This is a genomic window from Streptomyces cylindrosporus (genome assembly GCF_022698165.1).
Taxonomy (GTDB): domain Bacteria; phylum Actinomycetota; class Actinomycetes; order Streptomycetales; family Streptomycetaceae; genus Streptomyces; species Streptomyces cylindrosporus.
Map to the genome: position 1 here is coordinate 142475 of NZ_JALDAY010000019.1, position 20865 is coordinate 163339.

Genomic DNA, 20865 nt, shown 5'->3' on the forward strand with positions numbered 1-20865 from the left:
GCTACGGCCTCCTCATCAGCAGGTCCCGCAGCTCGCGCGCGTGCCGGCGGCTGACCTGGAGCTCCTCGCCGCCGACCACGACGCTCACGGTCCCGGCGTCCAGCCGGAGTTCGCCGACATGGCGCAGGGCGACCAGATGACGCCGGTGGATGCGGACGAAGCCGCGGGAGCGCCAGCGCTCCTCCAGGGTGGACAGCGGGATCCGTACGAGGTGGCTGCCCTTGTCGGTGTGCAGGCGGGCGTAGTCGCCCTGGGCCTCGACGTGGGTGATGTCGTCGACGGCGACGAAGCGGGTCACGCCGCCGAGTTCGACGGGTATGTGGTCCGGGTCGGGTTCGTGGACGGGGATGCGCGGGGTGTTGTCGGTGAGTTCGGCGGCCCGGCGTACCGCCTCCGCGAGGCGTTCCTTGCGGACCGGCTTGAGGACGTAGTCGACGGCCTTGAGGTCGAAGGCCTGGACGGCGAAGTCCTCGTGGGCGGTGACGAACACGACCAGCGGCGGCTTGGCGAAGCCGGTCAGCAGCCGGGCCAGGTCGAGGCCGTCGAGGCCGGGCATCTGGATGTCGAGGAAGACGACGTCGATCGCCTCGGGGCCGCCGGGCCCGGACTCCAGCGCCCGGTTGATGCGGCGCAGCGCCTCGGTCGCGTCGCCCGCGCCCTCCGCGGTGCCGACGCGGGGGTCGGCGTTCAGCAGATAGAGCAGTTCCTCCAGCGAGGGGCGTTCGTCGTCGACGGCGAGGGCGCGCAGCATGACCCCGGAGTCTAGGTGTAATCAGGACGGCTGGACATGTGCCGGGCGTGGACGTATCCGCTGGATACAGTGCCGACATGAACAGCAGGCCCGCGCCGTTCGACGAGACCGACCGGAAGATCATCAACGCGCTGATGGCCAACGCCAGGACGAGCTTCGCCGAGATCGGCGCCGCCGTCGGGCTGTCGTCCACGGCGGTGAAGCGGAGGGTGGACCGGCTGCGCGAGACCGGGGTGATCACCGGGTTCACGGCCACGGTGGAGCCGTCGGCGCTCGGCTGGCGCACGGAGGCGTACGTCGAGGTGTACTGCGAGGGCGCGGCCCCGCCGCGGCGGCTGGCGGAGGTGGTCCGCAACCATCCGGAGATCACCGCGGCGATGACGGTGACCGGCGGCGCCGACGCGCTGCTGCATGTGCGGGCGCGGGACGTGGAGCACTTCGAGGAGGTGCTGGAGCGCATCCGCACCGAGCCGTTCATCCGGAAGACGATCAGTGTGATGGTGCTGTCCCATCTGCTCCCGGAGAGTCCGGAGGCGGGCGCCACACAGCCGGCTCCCGAATAAACATCCGAGTGCGCAGCCAAGCTGCGTTCCATGGCCGAAAGACGCAGCATTCCTGCGCGGACACGCAATTCTCGTTGCTTGTCCGGCTTCCGGGTCACTTCCTACCTTGGTGTCAACCCACCCGAGACACCCAGGAAGCGGAGGAACCCCTCTGTGTCCGATTCCCGTGTGCCGCGCCGGCGGCGGTATCTCGTCTGCGAACCCAGACACTTCGCCGTGCAGTACGCGATCAATCCCTGGATGCAGCCCGACGTCCGCGTCGACGTCGACCTGGCACAGGAGCAGTGGCAGGCGCTGATCAGCGCCTATCGCACCCACGGCCACGCCGTGGACACCGTGGAGCCCGCGCCCGGTCTGCCGGACATGGTCTTCGCCGCGAACTCCGCGGTCGTCGTGGACGGCCGTGTCTTCGGCTCGCTCTTCCACGCGCCCGAGCGGCGTCCGGAGTCCACGCACTACGACATGTGGTTCAAGACGGCCGGCTTCGACGTGCACCGGCCCGAGGCCGTCTGCGAGGGCGAGGGCGACCTGGTCTGGACGGGCCGGTACATGCTCGCCGGCACCGGCTTCCGTACCACCCGTGAGGCCCACCGCGAGGTGCAGGAGTTCTTCGGCCACCCGGTGATCAGCCTGACGCTGGTGGACCCGCGCTTCTACCACCTGGACACGGCGCTGTTCGTCCTGGACGACTCCGCCGACGGCAACAACGTCTCGTACTACCCGGAGGCGTTCTCGCCGGGCAGCCGCGAGGTGCTGGCGCGGCTCTACCCGGACGCCGTGCTCGCGACCCTCGACGACGCGCTGGCCTTCGGCCTCAACTCCGTCTCGGACGGCCGGCACGTCTTCATCGCGCCCCAGGCCGAGTCCCTCGCCGCCTCCCTCGCCGACCGCGGCTATGTCCCCGTGCCCGTCGACCTGTCCGAGTTCCGCAAGGCAGGCGGCGGCATCAAGTGCTGCACCCAGGAGATCCGTTCATGACAGCGCCCACCCGAGTACCCGTGACCACACGTTCGTCCGCCGAGCTGATCCGCGCCGAGGAACCGGTCCTGGCGCACAACTACCACCCGCTGCCCGTGGTCGTCGCCCGCGCCGAGGGCACCTGGGTGGAGGACGTCGAGGGCCGCCGCTACCTCGACATGCTGGCCGGCTACTCGGCCCTCAACTTCGGCCACCGCCACCCGGCGCTGATCGAGGCGGCCCACCGCCAGCTGGACCGCCTCACCCTCACCTCCCGCGCCTTCCACAACGACAAGCTGGCCGAATTCGCCGAGCGGCTGGCCGAGTTGACCGGCCTGGACATGGTGCTGCCGATGAACACGGGTGCCGAGGCCGTCGAGTCCGGCATCAAGGTGGCCCGCAAGTGGGCGTACGAGGTGAAGGGCGTCCCGGACGGCGAGGCGACGATCGTGGTCGCCGCGGAGAACTTCCACGGCCGTACGACGACGATCGTCAGCTTCTCCACGGACGAGACGGCCAGGCAGGGCTTCGGCCCGTTCACGCCGGGCTTCCGGATCGTGCCGTACAACGACCTGGCGGCGCTGGAGGCGGCGGTCGACGAGACGACGGCGGCCGTGCTCATCGAGCCCATCCAGGGCGAGGCGGGCGTGGTGATCCCGGACGAGGGCTACCTCACGGGCGTGCGCGAGCTGAGCCGCCGCAAGGGCTGCCTCTTCATCGCGGACGAAATCCAGTCGGGTCTCGGCCGCACGGGCCGTACGCTCGCCGTCGAGCACGAGTCGGTCGTGCCGGACGTGCTGCTGCTGGGCAAGGCGCTGGGCGGCGGGATCGTGCCGGTGTCGGCCGTGGTGGCCCGCCGGGACGTGCTCGGGGTGCTGCGCCCCGGCGAGCACGGATCGACGTTCGGCGGCAACCCCCTCGCGGCCGCGGTCGGCACGGCGGTGGTCGAGCTGCTGGAGACGGGCGAGTTCCAGCGCCGGGCGACCGAGCTCGGCGTGGTCCTGCGCGACGGCCTCGCCGCCCTCGTCGGCAAGGGTGTCGCCGGCTTCCGCGCGCGGGGTCTGTGGGCGGGCGTCGACATCGACCCGGCCATCGGCACGGGACGCGAGATCGGCGAGCGCCTGATGCGGGAGGGCGTCCTGGTCAAGGACACCCACGGCTCGACGATCCGCCTGGCGCCGCCGCTGACGATCACGGCGGAGGAGCTGGGATCGGCGCTGGGGACGCTGGAGAAGGTACTGGGCAGGTAGTTCCGGTGACAGTGGGGGGCCGTACCCCACCCCCCACTGTTCTCTCCGAGCCCACCGGATGCCCGAAGGGTGAAGATGGGGACAAGAGGTGGTAGACCACTCTCAGCGACAGAGAGGTCGGCCGTGGGCACTCACGAGGAGCAGGACGTGGGCCGGCAGCGGTTCGACGTGGCCGATGCCGCGCCCCTGCTGCTCGACGCGCGGGGCGTCGTGACGAGCTGGACGCGCGACGCCCAGCGGCTGCTGGCGTACACCGCCGCCGAGGTGGTGGGCACCGATGTGGCCGGCCTGCTGTCCGCGGAGGACGCCGCGCGGATGCCCGAGCTGGCCGGGCGGTGCCGCCGCGACGGCGGCTGGGCGGGGCTGCTGACCGCGCGCCACAGGAGCGGGCGGCCGGTCCGGCTGATGGTGCGGATCACTCCGGCGGTGGAACCCGACGGCGCGGCCCACTGGCTGGTACTGCTGTCCGACGTGGCGGGCGCCCGCGGCTGGGACATGAGCCGCACGGTGCTGGAGCAGATGGTCACGGACTCCCCCGTCGGCATAGCGATCGTGGACACCGATCTGCGCTGCGTCTGGTCGAACGCCGCCCTGGAGCAGTTCGGCGGCGGCTCCGCGGCCCAGCGGCTGGGCCGGCGGCTCGTGGAGATCCAGCCCGGCATCGACACCGAGGGCATCGAGGCGCAGATCCGGCACGTGCTGGAGACCGGCCGGCCGGTGGTGGGGTACGAGCACGTGGGCCAGGTCCGCTCGGCACCGCACCGGGAGACCGCGCACATGCTGTCGTTCACCCGGCTGGAGGACGACCAGGGCCACCCCATGGGCGTCTACTACACCGTCGTCGACATCACCGAGCGGCACCGCGCCCGTCAGCGGCTCGCGCTGCTCGACCGGGCGGGCGAGCTGATCGGCCGCACCCTGGACATCACGCGGACCGCGCAGGAGCTGGCCGACGTGGCCGTGCAGGGCTTCGCCGACTTCGTCTGCGTCGACCTGCTGGACTCCGTGCTGCGCGGCGCCGAGCCCGAGCCGGTCCCGCGGGGCGACACCGACCAGGTGCCGCTGCGGCGGGCCGGGCACCAGTCCGTAAACGCCGGGGTCCCGGAGGCCGTCGTGGAGATCGGCGAGGTGGCCACCTACCTCGCCGGATCCCCGCCGATCCGCAGCCTCGTCACGGGCCGCTCCTGGCGCGAGGAGCGGCTGGACCCGCTGGCCAAGGAGTGGGCCACCGACATACCGGGCGACCGGGCGGCGACCTTCCTGGAGCTCGGCCTGCACAGCGTGCTGATCGTGCCGATCCGCGCCCGGGGCGTCACGCTGGGGGTCACCACGTTCTTCCGCCGCCACCGGCAGGACCCCTTCGACGAGGACGACCTCGCCCTCGCCGAGGACCTGGTCTCGCGCGCCGCGGTCTGCGTGGACAACGCCCGCCGCTACAGCCGGGAACGGGATGCGGCCCTCGTGCTCCAGCGCAGCCTGCTGCCGCGCCGGCTGCCCGAGCAGGACGCGGTGGAGGTGGCCGCCTGCTACCGGCCGGCCGACGAACTGACCGGCCTCGGCGGCGACTGGTACGACCTGATCACCCTCTCCGGCGCGCGTGTCGCCCTGGTCGTCGGCGAGGTGCCCGGGCACGGCATCGACGCCGCCGCGGCCATGGGCCGGCTGCGCACCGCCGTACGCACTCTCGCGGCGCTCGACCTGCCGCCGGACGAGGTCCTCGCGCACCTCGACGACCTGGTCGGGCGGACGGCCCACGAGGAGGGCTTCGGGCCGGAGGAAGCAGGCGTCCAGCAGGTGGGGTCGGGGTGTGTGTACGTGATCTACGACCCCGTCGACGGGCAGTGCACCATGGCCGCCGCGGGCCATCCGGCGCCCGCCGTCGTGCTGCCCGACGGCTCGGTCAGCTTCGTCGACCTTCCGCAGGGGCCGCCGCTGGGCGCCGGGGGTCCGCCCTTCGAGTCGGTCGAGCTGGCCCTGGCCGAGGGCAGCACGCTCGCGCTGCACACCGACGGGCTGCTGGCCCGCGGTGACCGGGACTGGACGCTCGACGCCGACCGGGACCGGCTGCGGCGCGCCCTGGAGCGGCTCGCGCCCACGCTCGACCTGCGCTGCCGGGCCGTGGTCGACGCGCTGGTCCCGGACCGCCCGTACGACGACGTGGCGCTGCTGATGGCGCGCACCCGGCTGCTCGGCGCCGACCAGGTGGCCGACTGGGACCTGCCCGCCGACCCGGCGGTGGTCGCCGACGCCCGCAAGGAGGCCACCCGGCAGCTGACCGAGTGGGGCCTGGAGGACCTGGCGTTCACCACGGAGCTGGTCGTCAGCGAGCTGGTCACCAACGCCATCCGGTACGCGGACGGCCCGATCCGGCTGCGGCTGATCAGGGACCGCGCGCTGATCTGCGAGGTGTCCGACGGCGGTGCCACCGCACCCCACCTGCGCCATCCGCGCACCACCGACGAGGGCGGCCGCGGACTGCTGCTGGTCTCCCAGTTCACCCAGCGATGGGGCACCCGCTTCGTACCGGAAGGGAAGGTCATCTGGGCCGAGCAGTCCCTGACGGATCCGCCGGCCTGACACACGGGGACGTACATACGTCGTACGACGTGGAAAAATGGTGTGATTCCGGCGGATGGGCGGTAGCCATGAACGACGCGGCCATCGACTACGCGGGGGTGTTCCAGGCGCTGCCCGGCATGGTGGCGCTGCTGACGCCCGACCTGATCTACGCGGACGCCAACGAGGAGTTCCTGCGCGTGGCGGGGCGCACCCGTGAGCAGGTGGTCGGCCGGTACCTCTTCGACGTCTTCCCGGACAACCCCAACGACGACGGCGCGTCCGGCATGCGCAACCTGGCCGCCTCGCTGGAGCGCGTGGTGGCCACCGGCGAGCGCGACGCCATGGCCCTTCAGCGGTACGACGTCGAGGATCCCGAGCGGCCCGGGCAGTGGACGGAGCGGTACTGGAGCCCGGTCAACGCCCCGGTGTTCGACGCCGAGGGCAAGGTCGTGCTGCTGGTGCACCGGGTCGAGGAGGTCACCGAGCTGATCCGGGCCCGCGGCGGGCCGACCGGCACCGGCTCCCGGGTCCTGGAGGCCGAGTTGTACACGCGGGCCCGTGAACTCCAGGAGCTCAACGAACGGCTGCGCCAGGCGCACGCCCGGGAGCGCGAGGTCGCCCTCGCCCTCCAGGAGGCGATGCTCCCGGCCCGCAGGCAGGTCCGCCACCACCAGGCCGCGGTGCGCTACCGGCCCGCGGTCGGCGCGCTCAACGTCTGCGGCGACTGGTACGACCTCGTCGACCTGGTGGGCGGCAACCGCATCGGCGTGGCCGTGGGCGACGTGGTGGGGCACGGCCTGGAGGCGTCCTGCGTCATGGGCCAGCTGCGCAGCGCGCTGAGCGCCGCGTCCCGTGTCGCGGCGGGCCCGGCGGAGGCCCTCAACGTCCTCGGCCGGTACGCGGGCGTGGTCGACGGCGCCGAGTCGGCCACCGCCGTGACGACATTCGTCGACTTCGACGAGCACACCATCACATACAGCAGCGCGGGCCACCCGCCGCCGGCCCTCGTCCACACCGACGGGCGCGTCGAGTTCCTGGACCAGGCCACCGACCCGCCCCTGGATGCCCGCCCCGACCCGATCCCCAGACCCCAGGCCCGCACGACGTACTCCGAGGGCGCCACGCTCGTCCTCTACACCGACGGCCTGGTCGAGCGCCGCGGCGAGGACATCGACACGGGCCTGACCCGCCTGGCCGCCTCCCTGGCCCGTCACCGCACCCTGTCCCCGGAGCCCCTCGCCGACGCGGTCCTCCTGGAGCTCCTCCCGCCGGGCGGCGCGACGGACGACACGGCGCTGGTCATCGTGCGGCTGTGAGCGATACCGCACCCGGCGCCGGGCGTTCAAGACGCGGAGGCCCGCCAGTCGGCATGCGGAATCCGCCATGATGGGCCGTCAAGTTGCCTTCTACCGACGGGTAACAGGAGGCTGGTCCCGCAGTTGCTCCCCAGGTGTACGACGCGGCGTCCGCCGTGTTCCGGCGGACTGCGGCTGCACCTACACTGGCAACCCCACGACACGCCGGTTGACCTGCTGGAACGCGGCGGCCCAGGCGATCCGCCGGAGTGAGGAGCGACCCCTTGTTCTACTACGTGCTCAAATACGTGTTGTTGGGCCCCCTGCTGAGACTGGTCTTCCGGCCCCGCATCGAGGGCCTCGAACACGTGCCGGCCGAGGGTCCGGCCATCGTCGCCGGCAACCACCTCTCCTTCTCGGACCACTTCCTGATGCCGGCGATCCTCAAGCGCCGCATCACCTTCCTCGCGAAGAAGGAGTACTTCACCGGTCCCGGCATCAGGGGCCGGCTGACCGCGGCCTTCTTCCGCAGCGCGGGCCAGATCCCGGTCGACCGCACCGGCAAGGAGGCGGGCCAGGCGGCGATCCGCGAGGGCCTGGGCGTGCTGCGCAAGAACGAGCTGCTCGGGATCTACCCTGAGGGCACCCGCTCGCACGACGGCCGGCTGTACAAGGGCAAGGTCGGGGTCGCCGTGATGGCGCTGAAGGCCCAGGTCCCGGTCATTCCCTGCGCGATGATCGGCACCTTCGAGGCGCAGCCGCCCGGCAAGGTCATCCCGAACATCCACCCCGTCGTCATCCGCTTCGGCAAGCCGCTGGACTTCTCCCGCTACGCCGGCATGGAGAACGAGAAGGCGATCCTGCGGGCCGTCACCGACGAGATCATGTACGCCATCCTGACGCTGTCCGAGCAGGAGTACGTCGACGAGTACGCGGCCGTCGTCAAGGCGCAGCAGACGGAGGCGGCCGGGGCCGTGGAGAAGGAGCGCCGGTTCCCCCGGATGCCGCTGGGGTAGGGCGGGTCGGGCAGGGGTGAGGGGCGGCCGGAGACTCCGGCCGCCCCTCACTTCGTACGACCGCTGGTTACGGCTTGGGCGTGGCGTGCGGGGTGCAGGTCACGTCCGCGGCGTCCAGCTTGCCGCTCAGGAGGTAGTCGTCCACCTTCTGGTTGATGCACGGGTTGACCAGGCCGGTCACACCGTGCGAGCCCGCGTCCTTCTCGGTGATCAGACGGGAGCCCTTGAAGCGCTTGTGCAGTTCGACGGCGCCGTCGTACGGGGTGGCGGCGTCACGGGTGGACTGCACGATCATGACCTGCGGCAGGCCCTTGTGGGTCGCCACGTCCACCGGGGTCTGCTGCTTGACCGGCCAGGTCGCGCAGGGCAGGTTCAGCCAGGCGTTGGCCCAGGTCATGAACGGGTAGTCCTTGTTGAGCTCGGTGTTGTCCTTGTCCCACTTCTTCCAGCTGGTGGGCCACTTGGCGTCGGTGCACTCGACGGCCGTGTAGACGGCGTTGCCGTTCTCCGCGGTGATGTTGCCCGCGGTGTCCGACAGGTCGGGGGCGGCGGCGTCGACCAGCGCCTGGGTGTCGCCGGCGAAGTACTTGCTGAAGACCGTCGCGACCGGCACCCACGAGGAGTCGTAGTACGGGGCGCTCTGGAAGAAGCCGATCAGCTCGGCCGGGCCGACGACCCCGCCGATGGGGTCCTTCTTGGCGGTGGCGCGCAGTTCGAGCCACTTGGCCTGGACGGCGGCGCGGGTGGTGCCGAGGTGGAAGGCGGCGTCGTTGGCGGCGACCCAGTCCTCCCAGTCCTTCCAGCGGCCCTCGAAGGCGACGTCCTGGTCCAGGTTGGCCTGGTACCAGATCTTCGACTTCGACGGGTTGACCACGCTGTCCACGATCATGCGGCGCAGATGGCCGGGGAACATCGTGCCGTAGACCGCGCCGATGTAGGTGCCGTAGGAGACGCCCAGGTAGTTGAGCTTCTTCTCGCCGAGCGCGGCGCGGATGACGTCCAGGTCGCGCACGGTGTTGGGCGTGGTCATCTGCTGGAGCATCGCCTTGCCGGTGCGCTCGGCGCAGCCCTGCGCGTACTCGTAGGCCAGCTTGCGCTGCGCGAGCTTGTCGGCCTCGCTGTCCGGCACCGGGTCCATCTTGGGCGCCTTCACGAACTCCTGCGGGTCCTGGCAGGAGATCGGCGCGGAGTGGCCGACGCCGCGCGGGTCGAAGCCCACGAAGTCGTAGGCCTTGGCCACGTTGGCCCAGATCGGGTTCTTGTTGGTGACCCGGGTTGGGAAGCGCATGCCGGAGCCGCCGGGGCCGCCCGGGTTGTAGACGAGGGCGCCCTGGCGCTCCGCCGCGGTCCCGGTGTTGCCGATGCGGTCGACGGCGAGCTTGATCTGCTTGCCGTACGGCTTGGCGTAGTCGAGCGGGACGCTGACCCAGCCGCACTGGATGGGCTTGGCGAAGCCCCAGTCGGCGGGGCAGTCCTGCCAGTCGATGCCGGCCTTCGCGGCGCGCGCGGCGGCGATGGCGGCGCCGCGGGCCTCGCGGTCCTGGCCGTGCCGGGCGCCGGACGCGGCGCTCGCGTTGGCCGAGGGCGCCGCGACGGCGCCGGCTATCAGCGTGGCGGTGACGAGCGCTCCGGCCGAGCCGAGCACCGTCGTCCGCCTGTTCTGTCTCGTTCCCCTCAAGTGGGGCCTCCCCCTTCGTCTTTTCCAATGGACAGGGGGATCCTCGCGGCTGTGAGCAGTCTGAGAACAGGGGTTGTTGACCTTCTTTGCCAATCCGATAAACGGAAAACCGTGTCCCGCTCAGCGGATACTCACCCGAGCGCGGCGAGCGCCTCGTCCAGCAGGCGCCGCAGCCGCAGCGCGTCGGCGGCCACGGCACTCACCAGCACGGCGGGCCCGGCCAGCGGCATGAGGGCGGCTTCCTCCCCCAGCATCCGGGCCGCCACCGGCTCGGCCGCGAACTCCGGTCGTACGACGACGAGTTGACCGACGGCCCGGCGCCCGCCCAGCACGGCGGAACCGTCCCACCCACCCGGTGCCCCGGGTCCGCAGGCCAGCTCCTGGTCCAGCACCGCGCGTCCCTCGACGCGCACGGTAAGACGGCTGGTCAGCCGTCCGGGTTCCTCTCCCGCCCGGCCGAGCACCTGCTCCTCGCGCAGCACCAGCCGCGCCCGGGCGCCGAGTTCGACGCGTGTGGTGACGTACAGGTCGCTGCCCCGGGCGGAGATCAACTGCTCGGGCAGCCAGGCGAGTTCCCCTCCGTCGGCGACGTCGAGCCGTATGTCGTAGTGCGCCTCGCCCTTCGTCTGACCGGGCAGCGCGATGGTGGCGGCGGCCGAACCGACGCTCAGCCTGGCCCCTTCCGCCACCTTCGCCTCGACCGCGAACCGGTCCCCGCCGAGCGGTCCGCTCATCGCCCCGACGAGCATGACCCGTGCCTCGGCGCCGCTTGCCCGCGTCCGCCGCAGCGCGAGCGGCCCGTCGCCCTCCAGGACGGGCAGCGAGGTGCCGCCTCTCCCGTCGTCCCGGGCGAGGATCCGGGCGGTGGCCCGCACCCCGGTCACGGTCACGCCGTCCAGGCGGCGAGCTGCGCCCGCGCCCACGCGGCGACGTCCCTGACGCCGGTCTCGCTCCTCAACGACTGGAAGACGACGGGCAGTTCGGCCCGCTGGGCCTTGGCGTCGGCGGCCATGCGGGCCAGGTCGGAGCCCACGTACGGCGCGAGGTCGGTCTTGTTGACGACGAGCAGGTCGGCGGTGGTCACGCCGGGGCCGCCCTTGCGCGGGATGTCGTCGCCGCCCGCGACGTCGATCACGAAGATCTGCGCGTCCACGAGCCCCTTGGAGAAGGTGGCGGTGAGGTTGTCCCCGCCGGACTCGACGAGGATCAGGTCCAGCGGCCCGACCTCGTCCTCCAGGTCCTCGACCGCTTCGAGGTTGGCGGAGATGTCGTCCCGGATCGCGGTGTGCGGGCAGGCACCCGTCTCGACGGCGGTGATGCGCTCGGGCGGCAGCACGGCCTCCCGGAGCAGGAACTCGGCGTCCTCGCGGGTGTAGATGTCGTTGGTGACGACGGCGAGGGAGAGTTCGTCGCGCAGGGCCCGGCACAGGGCGGCGACGGTGGCGGTCTTGCCCGAGCCGACGGGCCCGCCGAGCCCGATCCGCAGCGCGCGCCGGGAGCCGTCGGGGCGGCGGGCGTCGGCGCTGACGGCGGAGGGGCCGTCGTGGGAGTGGTCCAGATGCATGGGTACGGCTCCAAAAGGCTGGCTCGGAATGACTGGCTCGGAATGACGGGCTCAGGACGCGAAGAGGCGTACCGCCCAGGCGGCGTGCGCCTCCGCGCCGATCTCCAACAGGGGGCCGGAGGCGGCCGGGAGGGCGTCGACCCCGTCGTCGACGGCCCGGCGCGCGGCCTCCACGGCCCGGTCCACGACACGGTCCAGCTCCGGCGCGAGCCGCGCCAGCGCCCCCGTCGCGTCGAAGGGGTCGAGGCTCAGCAACCGCACCGTCGCGCTCGCCGGTCCGCTCACACTCTCGTAGGCCGCGCAGTAGGCCGCGTCCACGGCCTCCAGGCCTGCGGCGCGGGCCGCCAGGCCCAGCACCACGGGCTGGTGCGCCCCCTTGGGGAACTCCCGTGCCACGGCGTCGAGTTCATCGCCCGGCCAGGTCGCCCGGGCGGCCCGCAGCAGCTGGCGGCCCAGTTTCCGCGCGGCGGCCCGCAGCGCGGGCGAGGGTGTCCGCGCATCGGCCGCCGCGTCCAACTCCCGGACGTCCAGGCCGAGTACGGCGGCCGCGGCGAGGGAGGCGGAGACCAGCCCCGCCGTGTGCAGCCGCCCGCGGCAGAAGTCCTCCAGGCTCGCGCCCCCGGTGATCCGCCCCGCCTTGACGGCCGCCTCGGCCCCGCCGGAGTGCGCGTGCCCTCCGGCGGGGAAGCGGCCGTCGGCCAGTACGAGAAGTGCGGCTCTCGACATCACGGCACCACCGGAAACATCTCGGCCCTCATCAGAAGAGGAAGTACCGCTGGGCCATGGGCAGTTCGGCGGCCGGAGTCGCCTCGACCAGCTCGCCGTCGATGTGCACGGCGAAGCTGTCGGGGTCGACCCGCACCTGCGGCCGCGCGTCGTTCTCGCGCATGTCGGCCTTGGTGACCCCGCGCGTCGACTCGATGGCCACGAACCGCTTGCCGAGCTGGAGCCGCTCCGGCAGTCCGTCCTCGATGGCCAGCGGCGCGACGAAGTTGAAGGAGTTCGCGGCGGGTGCCCGCCCGATCGCGCCGTACATCGGCCGCGGCAGGATCGGCTGCGGTGTCGGGATCGACGCGTTGGCGTCGCCCATCTGCGCGTAGGCGATCTGGCCGCCCTTGAGGACGAGTTGCGGCTTGACGCCGAAGAACGCCGGCTCCCACAGCACGAGGTCGGCGAGCTTTCCGCGCTCCACGGAACCGATCTCGCGGGCCAGTCCCTGGGCGAGCGCCGGGTTGATCGTGTACTTGGCGACGTAACGCCGTACCCGGTGGTTGTCCGCCCGTCCGTCGCCGGGCAGGGCTCCCCGCCTGCCCTTCATGACGTGGGCGGTCTGCCAGGTGCGCAGGATCACCTCGCCGACGCGGCCCATGGCCTGGGCGTCGGAGGAGATGATCGAGATGGCGCCCAGGTCGTGCAGGATGTCCTCGGCGCCGATGGTCGAGGGCCGGATGCGGGACTCGGCGAAGGCGAGGTCCTCGGGGACGGCCGGGTTGAGGTGGTGGCAGACCATCAGCATGTCGAGGTGTTCCTCGGCGGTGTTGACGGTGTACGGCCGCGTCGGGTTGGTCGAGCTGGGCAGGACGTGCGGCTCGGAGACCACGGTCATGATGTCCGGCGCGTGTCCGCCGCCCGCACCCTCGGTGTGGTACGCGTGGATTCCGCGCCCGGCGATCGCGGCGAGGGTGTCGCCGACGAATCCGGCCTCGTTCAGGGTGTCGGTGTGGATGGCGACCTGGATGCCGGTCTGCTCGGCGACCGTCAGCGAGGCGTCGATGACGGCCGGGGTGGATCCCCAGTCCTCGTGCAGCTTCAGGCCGAGGGCGCCGCCGCGGATCTGGGAGAGCATCGCCTCGTGCGAGACGGTGTTGCCCTTGCCGAGGAAGCCGATGTTGAGCGGGTACTGCTCCATCGCCTCCAGCATGCGTGCCAGGTGCCAGGGGCCGGGCGTGACGGTGGTCGCCTTCGAGCCCTCGGCCGGGCCGGTCCCGCCGCCCACGAGTGTGGTGACGCCGGCGGACAGCGCCTCGTCGGCGATCTGCGGGCAGATGAAGTGGACGTGCGCGTCGATCGCGCCGGCCGTGAGGATCCGCCCGTTGCCCGCGATCACCTCGGTCTCCGGGCCGATCACCAGCTCCGGGTGCACCCCGTTCATGGTGTCGGGGTTGCCCGCCTTGCCGATGCCGGTGATCCGGCCGTCGCGGATGCCGACGTCGGCCTTGACGATTCCCCAGTGGTCGATGATCACCGCGCCCGTGATGACGGTGTCGGGGGTGCCGTCTGCGCGCGTAGCACGCGACTGCCCCATGGACTCGCGGATGACCTTGCCGCCGCCGAACACGGCCTCGTCGCCGGCGAGTCCGGGCCCGCCGGAACGATCCTCCTCGATCTCGACGAGCAGGTCGGTGTCGGCGAGCCGGATGCGGTCGCCGGTCGTGGGGCCGAACAGGTCGGCGTACGCTGCGCGCGAGATCTCAGGCATCGAGGGCACCTCCGGTCTCCCCGCGCAGCCCGGGCACCACACGGGCGCCGGCGAGCGGGACGAGTTCGACGTCGACGGGGATGCCGGGCTCGAAGCGCACGGCCGTACCGGCGGCGATGTTGAGCCGCTTGCCGCGCGCCGCGGCGCGGTCGAAGTCCAGGCCGGGGTTGGCCTCGGCGAAGTGGTAGTGCGAGCCGACCTGGACGGGGCGGTCGGCGGCGTTGAGGACGGTCAGACTCGTCACGTCACGGCCCTGGTTGTAGGCAATCGGACCGTCGGCGAAGAGGAACTCTCCGGGGATCATCGGGCCCTCCTCAGACGATCGGGTCGTGGACGGTGACGAGCTTGGTGCCGTCCGGGAAGGTCGCCTCGACCTGTACGTCGTGGATCATCTCGGGGATGCCCTCCATGACGTCGTCGCGGGTGAGTAGCTTGCGCCCGGAGGCCATGAGCTCGGCGACGGTACGGCCGTCGCGCGCGCCCTCCAGGATGTGCGACGTGATGAGCGCGACCGCCTCGGGGTGGTTGAGCTTCAGCCCGCGGGCCCGGCGCTTCTCGGCCACGTCGGCCGCCACGTGGATGAGCAGCCTCTCTTGCTCGTGCGGGGTCAGTTGCACGTCCCACCTCACAGTCCTCGCTCCGGACCGTGCGGGGTCCGGTTGCCGCGGCCGCCGGGCAAAGTGCCTGGTGGCGTGGATCGGCAGGCTAGTTGGACCGAGTTTCAAGCAAGTTAACCGAGCTGTGATCCTGCACGCTCATCAACGCCCGTAGACCGTCGCGCAGCACGTCCGCCGGCATCGGCCCGAACAGGGCCTGCTGCGCGAGGAACCCCATGGCGGCGGACATCATGGTGCGGGCCACGTGCTCCGGGGACACGTCCGACCGCATCATCCCGGCGTCCTGATATGCCTCGACGATGCGTGTCCACGCGTCCTGCACGGCGCCGTAGCCGTCGCGCAGCAGGGCCGCGAGTTCGTCGTTGCGGAGTGTCTCCGTCCACACCTGGACGACCAGCCGCGGGAACGCGGGCCGGCCGTCCACGGTCAGGGACTCCCTGCTCGCCAGGACGCGGCCCAGGACCGTCGTCACGAGAAGGTCGGGAGACGTGGGCGGGACGCTGTGGGCCGCTTCCTCGAAGCCCTCGTGGACCTGGCCGAGCACTTCGCCGACGATCGCGGCGATCAGCTCGTCCTTGCCGCTGAAGTAGCGGTAGACCGCCCCGGCCGACAGGTCGACCTCCTTCAGCACGTCCTGCATGGACGTGGCGTGGAAGCCGTTGCGGGCGAAGCAGCGGGCGGCACCGTCGAGGATCTGCCGGCGGCGGGCGTCGAGGTGTTCCTGGGATACGCGGGCCATGCCGCCCAAAGTAAAACGAACATTCCTTCTTGACAAGCGGCCAGGGCAGCGGGACGGTGGTGGCACGGCAAAAACGAACGATCCTTCTTTTTAGTGCTCCGAGAGGAACCGTCCCCATGTCCACCGCCTCCGCCACTCCCCCGCGGACGCACACCCGCCGCATTCTCGCGGTCCTGGTCCTCGTCCCCCTGCTCGCCGCCGTGGCCCTGTGGGCCTTCGCCTGGCCGGCGGCCCGCACCGCTCCCCGCGACCTGCCGCTCGGCGTGGCCGGCCCCACCGCCGCCACGGCCCAGGTCGAGAAGCAACTGGCGCGGCACGAGGGCGCGTTCGAGATCCACCGCTACGCCGACGAGGCCGCCGCCCGGAACGCCGTCGAGGACCGGACCGTATACGGCGCCGTCGTGGTCACCGCCCAGGGTCCCGAGCTGCTGACCGCGTCGGCGGCGAGCCCGGTCGTCGCCCAGCTGCTCCAGCAGGCGGTGGCGCAGCAGGCCGCCTCGACCGGCACCCAGGTAAGGACGGTGGACGTCGTCGCCGCTCCCGCCGAGGACCCCCGGGGCGCCGCCCTGACCGCGAGCGTGCTGCCCCTCGCGCTGGCCGGCATCATCGCGGGCAGCGTGGTCACGCTCATCGGCCTGCGCGGGATCCGGGCCGCACTCGCCCTGGTCGGCGCCGCCGCTCTGGTGGGTCTCGTCGCCGTCACGATCGCCCACAGCTGGCTCGGGGTGCTGACCGGCGACTGGTGGGCGGAGGCCGGGACGCTCGGGCTGTCGACGCTGGCGGTCGGCGCGGCCGTGGCGGGGCTCGCCGCGCTGATCGGCCCGCCGGGCATCGCGGTCGTGGCGTTCGTGGTGATGTTCCTGGGCAACCCGTTCTCGGGCGCGTCCTCGGCGCCGAGCATGCTCCCGGAGCCGGTCGGCACGATCGGCCAGTGGCTGCCGCCGGGGGCGGGGACGACGCTGCTGCGCTCGGTGTCGTTCTTCGACGGCGCGGCGGCGACCGGCCCGGCCCTCACCCTGGCCTGGTGGGCCGCGCTGGGCCTGGGCGCCGTACTCCTGGGCAGTGCGCTCAAGGCCCGCGCGAGGGCCGCGGACCCGGCCGCCGAGCGGGAGCTCGCCCCCGTCGGCTGACGGCGCCGCACTCCACGGAACCGACCGTGCACCCCCGCTGTAGCGGACGGGGGTGCGCGGTCTTCTCGCGCCCGGGAAGGCGTTCCTCTTACGAGGGGGTCGGACCCCGGTGCTCCGCCGCGATGCCGAACCGCTGCCGTTCGCGGGGAGCGGACGCGACCTCGCGCACGGTCGAGACCGCGCTGATCACCTGGTCCTCGACGGGCTGGTCGAGCGCGTCGAGTCGTTCCAGGTCAGCGGCGGAGACGAGGGCGACGAGGGGCTTGCCGTGGCGGGTCACGACGACGCGCTCCCCGCCGTACACCACCCGGTTGATCAGGTCGGCGAGTTCAGCCCTGGCTTGCGTCACCGGAATCTCGTAGGCCATACCCCCATCATAACGTCACGTACATCCTGTACATTTTTTACAGACGCCGAAGGAGGGGTACCGATGACCCGACCGTCCGCCCGCTACGTGCTGCCCGAGTTCACCGAACGCACGAGCTTCGGGAACAAGACGATGGATCCGTACTCGAAGCTGCTGGAGGAGCGGATCGTCTTCCTCGGCACGCCGATCGACGACACGTCGGCGAACGACGTGATGGCGCAGTTCATGCACCTCGAGTACCAGGACCCGGACCGGGACATCTCGCTGTACATCAACTCCCCCGGCGGCTCGTTCACCGCCATGTCGGCGATCTACGACACGATGCAGTTCGTCAACTGCGACGTGGAGACGATCTGCCTGGGGCAGGCGGGTTCGTCGGCCGCGGTGCTGCTGGCCGCCGGCACCCCGGGCAAGCGACTCGCGCTGCCCGGCGTGCGGGTGGTGATCCATCAGCCCGCACTGGCCGACCCGGTGCAGGGGCAGGCCAGCGATCTCGCCATCCAGGCCGACGAGTTGCTCCGGCTGCGGGGCCGGCTGGAGGACATGCTGGTACGGCACACCGGGCGCAGCCATGAGCAGGTGAGCGCCGACATCGAGCGCGACCACATCCTGGACGCGCAGGGAGCGGTGGACTACGGACTGGTCGACCGGATCATCCCGAACCGCAAGTCCACCCTCGCGCCGCCCACCGGGCGGTGAGCGGCCGGTGCTCCCACCCGAACTGCCGCCGCTGCCCGCTCTCACGCGCGCCGAGGGCGAGTTGATCGACCGTTACCTCGACGTGGTCGACCTGCTCGGCCGCATCAACCCCGCGCACCCCGGCGACACCTATCGCGGACTGCGCGCCGCCCAGGCGCTGGTGGCCAGGGCGGCCGAGCTGCGGGACGCGCTGGCACTGATGCACCAGCGCGGCGAGACCGAGTTGCACGCGACCACGCTGAGGCAGGCGCTGAGAGTCCTGGACGGGGAGCGGCGCACGGCCCGGGTCACCGTGCCGCCGCACTCCGACAGTTGACGCGGACGCGGTGGGTCCGGACGGTCCGTCACCGAGTCGGAGCGTCCGGACCGGAGTCGAAACGGACCAAACGACGTACCCCCGTTCGGCGTAGTCGCGGCTCCTTTTTCGCGACCGTCAAGCTTGCGCAACGCGTGTAGCCAGCGGGCGGAATGGGACATTCCATCGCTGGTCCGGGGCTCCTTCACCCCCTCGACGCCCCTTCGAACACGGGGGTGTCCACCCGAACGGGTGAGTGGTGAGTAACAACACAAATCCCCGATTCCATTGGGATTTTCGGACATCCGTGAGTCAAGATCCCTGTCTGACGACAAGCCCCCGCCGAAGCGGCGGGGCGGTCCGGGCGGACGCCGAGTCCTGCCGCCGCCCGGATGACCGAGTCGACAGGAGTGGATCGGCAGGAGTGGAGGACCCAGGCAGTACGGGTCGCCGGGACGGTCACGCCATGACCGGGCCGAGCAGCCCTTGGGGTGAAGCCGCGTCAGCGGCCGGGCAACTTCGCCAGCCCGAATCCGACAGGTCATCCTTCACAGGCGGCTGACGAAGGGTTGCGCATGACTGCGCTCAATCGTGTCCCGTCGCTCATGGTCCGGGCCGGTACGGCCTCGGTGTTCACCATCGCCGCAGTGGGCGGCTCCGTCGTGGTCCCGGGTGTCGCCTCCGACGCCGCGGCAGCCACGCCGGCGACGAAGGCACTTCAGGTCGCGGCCTCCAAGAAGGGATCGCCCTACAAGTGGGGCGCCTCGGGGCCCAGGCGATTCGACTGCTCCGGGCTCACGCTGTACTCGTTCAAGAAGGCGGGCAAGAAGCTGCCCCGTACGGCGGCCCAGCAGTACAACAAGACGCACCACATCTCCGCGAAGAGCCGCAAGGCCGGAGACCTCGTGTTCTTCCACTCGGGGTCGAACGTCTACCACGTCGGCATCTACGCCGGGAAGGGGAAGATCTGGCACGCCCCCAAGACCGGGGACGTGGTCAGGCTCCAGAAGATCTGGACGAAGAGCGTCTGGTACGGACGGGTCAGCTGACTCTCCCGCGGGGACGGCGGCCACCTGACAGGCCGTCGTCCCCGCGGGCCCTCACGGCTCCTGCTGTCCGGCTGCCGACAGCGGCTGGGCCGGTACGGTCCACGGCAGCTCGATGGAGACCGTCTTGCCGCCCTCCCTGGTGGGCCGCACCCGGAGTCTGCCGCCGCACTCGGCGGCCAGCCAACGGATGATCACCATGCCACGGCCGTTGTCCTGCTGGACGGCGGCCGGCAGTCGTTTCGGGAAGCGCGGATGGCTGTCGGTGACGCCGATGTGCAGGTGTTCGTCACGGTCCAGGGCGATGTCCACCGTGAAGGTGGGTGACTGCCCGAAGGTGTGCTGTACGGCGTTGGTGGCGAGTTCGGAGACGATCAGGCGGATGGTCTCGGCCGCCTCGGTGTCGGCCGGCAGCCCCCATTCCGCCAGGGTGCTGACGACATATCCGCGGGCCGCGGAGACCGAGGCGGGCTCGCTCGGCAGAGTGACGGATGCTTCCAGATGATCTGCCATGGCGCAGTCGTCCCTTTCCCGCGGGACCGGGGTCCGACACAGAGCGGATGGTTCGAGTACGGTCCCGGACTGGTGCTTCTCCGCCAGACTGCCATTACCGCGCCGGTCACGGTGGCGATCCACCAAGATATGCATATATCTGTCGCTCGAAGCGGTGAACTCTGCGACGCGAGACCGTATTTGGGCGGCCCGGAAGGAGTAAGGAGTAGCGCATGCAGAACGGTCCCGCGGTGCGCCGTCGGAAGCTGGGCGCCGAACTGCGTGCGCTGCGCGCGGTTGCGGGTCTCACCAGTGGTGAGGCGGCCCGGATGGTGGGCTGGCACCAGTCGAAGGTGAGCCGGATCGAGACCGGCGCCAGCGGCGTGAAACCGGCCGATGTGCGGTTACTCCTGGACGCCTACGGCGTCACCGACTCCCAACTGCGGGAGTTGCTCATGGTGTTGGCGGGCTCGGACGAGGGCGGTGGACGGCACCACTGGTGGCACGCGTACCGCGGGATCCTCCCGCCGACCTACCGCGACTTCATCAGCCTGGAGTCCCAGGCGAGCGCAATGCGCACGCTGGAGACGTCCGTGGTGCCCGGACTGCTCCAGACGCCGGAGTACGCGCGTGCGGTGACCCGGGCGGCGGTCGACGGGCTGGACGACGAACGGCTGGACGCCCTGGTCGAGGTGCGGCTGGCCCGGCAGGACGTACTGCGGGCGGATCCGCCGTTGGAACTGGCAGCGGTCCTGGACGAGGCGGTGCTGCACCGGGAGATCGGCGGTCCGGACGTGATGGCCCGCCAGCTGGAGCGGCTCATGGAGGCCGCCCGGCTGCCCCAAGTGCGGCTCCAGGTACTGCCGTTCACTGCCGGGGCACATGTCGGTGTCACGGGCCCTTTCGTAATCTTCTCATTTTCGCGCACTTCTGATCTGGACGTGGTTGTTCTCGACCACTTGACGAGTAGCCTCTACCTCGAACGGAAAGAAGACCTCCAGGCCTATACGGAGGCCTTCAACGCCCTTCAGGTCCACGCCCTTTCGCCCGAGGAATCGCTGGATTACATCGCCGGGAAAGTCGACGGCGCGTAAGGAGGCACCATGTCTGCACTGCCTCGGAACGTACCTTCCAGTACCGAACCGACCGACGTGCGGTGGCTGCGCAGCAGCTACAGCACCGGAGCGAACAACTGCGTCGAGACGGCACTGCCGCACTCCGGCCCCTGGGCCGGGCTGCTCGCGGTGCGCGACTCCAAAGACCCGGCCGGACCCGCGCTGCTCTTCTCCCCCGAGAGCTGGGCGGGTTTCACGGCCGCGTTCAAGTCCTGATCAGTTCCGCATCGCGCGACACACGGCCGTGTCACGC

General features: G+C 71.3%; 23 protein-coding genes and 1 riboswitch. Of the genes, 12 read left to right on the plus strand and 11 right to left on the minus strand.

Going from position 1 to position 20865, the window contains the following annotated elements:
• Position 1 precedes the first annotated feature (1 nt).
• Positions 2 to 751, minus strand: a complete 750-nt coding sequence (locus MQP27_RS46145) for a LytR/AlgR family response regulator transcription factor (RefSeq protein ID WP_242777136.1) — start codon at positions 749 to 751, stop codon at positions 2 to 4.
• Positions 752 to 828: 77 nt separating this feature from the next.
• Here MQP27_RS46145 and MQP27_RS46150 point away from each other — a divergent pair, with 77 nt between their 5' ends.
• From MQP27_RS46150 to MQP27_RS46175, 6 genes are all read left to right on the plus strand, one after another.
• On the plus strand, positions 829 to 1314 hold the full coding sequence (locus MQP27_RS46150) for an Lrp/AsnC family transcriptional regulator (protein ID WP_242777138.1): 486 nt from the start codon (positions 829 to 831) through the stop codon (positions 1312 to 1314).
• A 153-nt stretch (positions 1315 to 1467) separates the two neighbouring features.
• Positions 1468 to 2292: a dimethylargininase gene (ddaH, locus tag MQP27_RS46155; protein ID WP_242777140.1), complete on the plus strand. Its 825-nt coding sequence runs from the start codon at positions 1468 to 1470 to the stop codon at positions 2290 to 2292.
• A complete protein-coding gene (gene rocD, locus MQP27_RS46160; protein ID WP_242777142.1) occupies positions 2289 to 3521 on the plus strand; it encodes an ornithine--oxo-acid transaminase in 1233 nt (410 codons plus the stop codon). Before ddaH ends, rocD begins: the two co-directional genes overlap by 4 nt.
• Positions 3522 to 3644: 123 nt before the next feature.
• Positions 3645 to 6098, plus strand: coding sequence for a SpoIIE family protein phosphatase (locus MQP27_RS46165; RefSeq protein WP_242777144.1), 2454 nt, complete (start codon positions 3645 to 3647; stop codon positions 6096 to 6098).
• A 68-nt stretch (positions 6099 to 6166) separates the two neighbouring features.
• On the plus strand, positions 6167 to 7396 hold the full coding sequence (locus MQP27_RS46170; RefSeq protein ID WP_242777146.1) for a PP2C family protein-serine/threonine phosphatase: 1230 nt from the start codon (positions 6167 to 6169) through the stop codon (positions 7394 to 7396).
• 263 nt (positions 7397 to 7659) lie between these two features.
• The gene (locus MQP27_RS46175; protein ID WP_242777147.1) at positions 7660 to 8391 is read left to right on the plus strand and encodes a lysophospholipid acyltransferase family protein; all 732 of its coding nucleotides are present in this window, start codon (positions 7660 to 7662) and stop codon (positions 8389 to 8391) included.
• A gap of 67 nt (positions 8392 to 8458) precedes the next feature.
• On the opposite strand, the gene MQP27_RS46180 is transcribed toward MQP27_RS46175, so the two are convergent.
• The 8 genes from MQP27_RS46180 to MQP27_RS46215 all read right to left on the minus strand — a co-directional run bounded on the left by MQP27_RS46180 (position 8459) and on the right by MQP27_RS46215 (position 15468).
• Positions 8459 to 10069: an alpha/beta hydrolase gene (locus tag MQP27_RS46180; RefSeq protein WP_242777149.1), complete on the minus strand. Its 1611-nt coding sequence runs from the start codon at positions 10067 to 10069 to the stop codon at positions 8459 to 8461.
• A gap of 131 nt (positions 10070 to 10200) precedes the next feature.
• Positions 10201 to 10968, minus strand: a complete 768-nt coding sequence (locus MQP27_RS46185) for an urease accessory protein UreD (protein WP_242777298.1) — start codon at positions 10966 to 10968, stop codon at positions 10201 to 10203.
• Positions 10956 to 11633 (minus strand): urease accessory protein UreG, encoded by a 678-nt coding sequence (ureG, locus tag MQP27_RS46190; RefSeq protein WP_242777151.1) that lies wholly within the window; start codon positions 11631 to 11633, stop codon positions 10956 to 10958. Before ureG ends, MQP27_RS46185 begins: the two co-directional genes overlap by 13 nt.
• Before the next feature lie 51 nt (positions 11634 to 11684).
• Positions 11685 to 12359 carry an urease accessory protein UreF gene (locus tag MQP27_RS46195; protein WP_242777153.1) on the minus strand — a complete coding sequence of 225 codons (675 nt, stop codon included), beginning with the start codon at positions 12357 to 12359 and terminating at the stop codon, positions 11685 to 11687.
• Between the two features lie 31 nt (positions 12360 to 12390).
• A complete protein-coding gene (locus MQP27_RS46200) occupies positions 12391 to 14112 on the minus strand; it encodes an urease subunit alpha (RefSeq protein WP_242777155.1) in 1722 nt (573 codons plus the stop codon).
• Positions 14105 to 14416 carry an urease subunit beta gene (locus tag MQP27_RS46205; protein WP_242777157.1) on the minus strand — a complete coding sequence of 104 codons (312 nt, stop codon included), beginning with the start codon at positions 14414 to 14416 and terminating at the stop codon, positions 14105 to 14107. The genes MQP27_RS46200 and MQP27_RS46205 overlap by 8 nt, the downstream gene beginning before the upstream one ends.
• Positions 14417 to 14426: 10 nt before the next feature.
• Positions 14427 to 14729, minus strand: a complete 303-nt coding sequence (locus tag MQP27_RS46210) for an urease subunit gamma (RefSeq protein ID WP_010355509.1) — start codon at positions 14727 to 14729, stop codon at positions 14427 to 14429.
• 88 nt (positions 14730 to 14817) lie between these two features.
• Positions 14818 to 15468 carry a TetR/AcrR family transcriptional regulator gene (locus MQP27_RS46215; RefSeq protein WP_242777159.1) on the minus strand — a complete coding sequence of 217 codons (651 nt, stop codon included), beginning with the start codon at positions 15466 to 15468 and terminating at the stop codon, positions 14818 to 14820.
• A 116-nt stretch (positions 15469 to 15584) separates the two neighbouring features.
• Here MQP27_RS46215 and MQP27_RS46220 point away from each other — a divergent pair, with 116 nt between their 5' ends.
• Positions 15585 to 16598, plus strand: coding sequence for an ABC transporter permease (locus MQP27_RS46220; protein ID WP_242777161.1), 1014 nt, complete (start codon positions 15585 to 15587; stop codon positions 16596 to 16598).
• An 88-nt stretch (positions 16599 to 16686) separates the two neighbouring features.
• Here MQP27_RS46220 and MQP27_RS46225 read toward each other — a convergent pair whose 3' ends face one another.
• The gene (locus MQP27_RS46225; protein ID WP_242777163.1) at positions 16687 to 16965 is read right to left on the minus strand and encodes a type II toxin-antitoxin system Phd/YefM family antitoxin; all 279 of its coding nucleotides are present in this window, start codon (positions 16963 to 16965) and stop codon (positions 16687 to 16689) included.
• Positions 16966 to 17028: 63 nt separating this feature from the next.
• On the opposite strand from MQP27_RS46225, the gene MQP27_RS46230 reads away from it, so the two are divergent.
• The 3 genes from MQP27_RS46230 (at position 17029) to MQP27_RS46240 (ending at position 19008) form a co-directional block, all read left to right on the plus strand.
• A complete protein-coding gene (locus tag MQP27_RS46230; RefSeq protein WP_242777165.1) occupies positions 17029 to 17664 on the plus strand; it encodes an ATP-dependent Clp protease proteolytic subunit in 636 nt (211 codons plus the stop codon).
• A gap of 7 nt (positions 17665 to 17671) precedes the next feature.
• A complete protein-coding gene (locus tag MQP27_RS46235; RefSeq protein WP_242777167.1) occupies positions 17672 to 17980 on the plus strand; it encodes a hypothetical protein in 309 nt (102 codons plus the stop codon).
• A gap of 363 nt (positions 17981 to 18343) precedes the next feature.
• Positions 18344 to 18531: riboswitch (cyclic di-AMP (ydaO/yuaA leader) on the plus strand.
• Between the two features lie 3 nt (positions 18532 to 18534).
• Positions 18535 to 19008, plus strand: a complete 474-nt coding sequence (locus MQP27_RS46240; protein ID WP_242777169.1) for a C40 family peptidase — start codon at positions 18535 to 18537, stop codon at positions 19006 to 19008.
• Between the two features lie 51 nt (positions 19009 to 19059).
• Here the strand turns inward: MQP27_RS46240 and MQP27_RS46245 are convergent, their stop codons facing one another.
• Positions 19060 to 19518 carry an ATP-binding protein gene (locus MQP27_RS46245; protein WP_242777171.1) on the minus strand — a complete coding sequence of 153 codons (459 nt, stop codon included), beginning with the start codon at positions 19516 to 19518 and terminating at the stop codon, positions 19060 to 19062.
• Between the two features lie 212 nt (positions 19519 to 19730).
• Here MQP27_RS46245 and MQP27_RS46250 point away from each other — a divergent pair, with 212 nt between their 5' ends.
• Together MQP27_RS46250 and MQP27_RS46255 are read left to right on the plus strand one after the other, a co-directional pair.
• Positions 19731 to 20591, plus strand: a complete 861-nt coding sequence (locus MQP27_RS46250; protein ID WP_242777173.1) for a helix-turn-helix domain-containing protein — start codon at positions 19731 to 19733, stop codon at positions 20589 to 20591.
• Between the two features lie 9 nt (positions 20592 to 20600).
• Positions 20601 to 20828, plus strand: a complete 228-nt coding sequence (locus tag MQP27_RS46255) for a DUF397 domain-containing protein (protein ID WP_242777175.1) — start codon at positions 20601 to 20603, stop codon at positions 20826 to 20828.
• Positions 20829 to 20865 lie beyond the last annotated feature (37 nt).

Coding starts and splice junctions, on each gene's coding strand:
- MQP27_RS46170 (WP_242777146.1), top strand. CDS start 6,167: ATGAACGACGCGGCCATCGACTACGCGGGGGTGTTCCAGGCGCTGCCC.
- ureG (WP_242777151.1), bottom strand. CDS start 11,633: ATGCATCTGGACCACTCCCACGACGGCCCCTCCGCCGTCAGCGCCGAC.
- MQP27_RS46200 (WP_242777155.1), bottom strand. CDS start 14,112: ATGCCTGAGATCTCGCGCGCAGCGTACGCCGACCTGTTCGGCCCCACG.
- MQP27_RS46240 (WP_242777169.1), top strand. CDS start 18,535: ATGACTGCGCTCAATCGTGTCCCGTCGCTCATGGTCCGGGCCGGTACG.
- MQP27_RS46145 (WP_242777136.1), bottom strand. CDS start 751: ATGCTGCGCGCCCTCGCCGTCGACGACGAACGCCCCTCGCTGGAGGAA.
- MQP27_RS46150 (WP_242777138.1), top strand. CDS start 829: ATGAACAGCAGGCCCGCGCCGTTCGACGAGACCGACCGGAAGATCATC.
- MQP27_RS46225 (WP_242777163.1), bottom strand. CDS start 16,965: ATGGCCTACGAGATTCCGGTGACGCAAGCCAGGGCTGAACTCGCCGAC.
- MQP27_RS46220 (WP_242777161.1), top strand. CDS start 15,585: ATGTCCACCGCCTCCGCCACTCCCCCGCGGACGCACACCCGCCGCATT.
- MQP27_RS46215 (WP_242777159.1), bottom strand. CDS start 15,468: ATGGCCCGCGTATCCCAGGAACACCTCGACGCCCGCCGCCGGCAGATC.
- rocD (WP_242777142.1), top strand. CDS start 2,289: ATGACAGCGCCCACCCGAGTACCCGTGACCACACGTTCGTCCGCCGAG.
- MQP27_RS46195 (WP_242777153.1), bottom strand. CDS start 12,359: ATGTCGAGAGCCGCACTTCTCGTACTGGCCGACGGCCGCTTCCCCGCC.
- MQP27_RS46250 (WP_242777173.1), top strand. CDS start 19,731: ATGCAGAACGGTCCCGCGGTGCGCCGTCGGAAGCTGGGCGCCGAACTG.
- MQP27_RS46255 (WP_242777175.1), top strand. CDS start 20,601: ATGTCTGCACTGCCTCGGAACGTACCTTCCAGTACCGAACCGACCGAC.
- MQP27_RS46245 (WP_242777171.1), bottom strand. CDS start 19,518: ATGGCAGATCATCTGGAAGCATCCGTCACTCTGCCGAGCGAGCCCGCC.
- MQP27_RS46205 (WP_242777157.1), bottom strand. CDS start 14,416: ATGATCCCCGGAGAGTTCCTCTTCGCCGACGGTCCGATTGCCTACAAC.
- MQP27_RS46230 (WP_242777165.1), top strand. CDS start 17,029: ATGACCCGACCGTCCGCCCGCTACGTGCTGCCCGAGTTCACCGAACGC.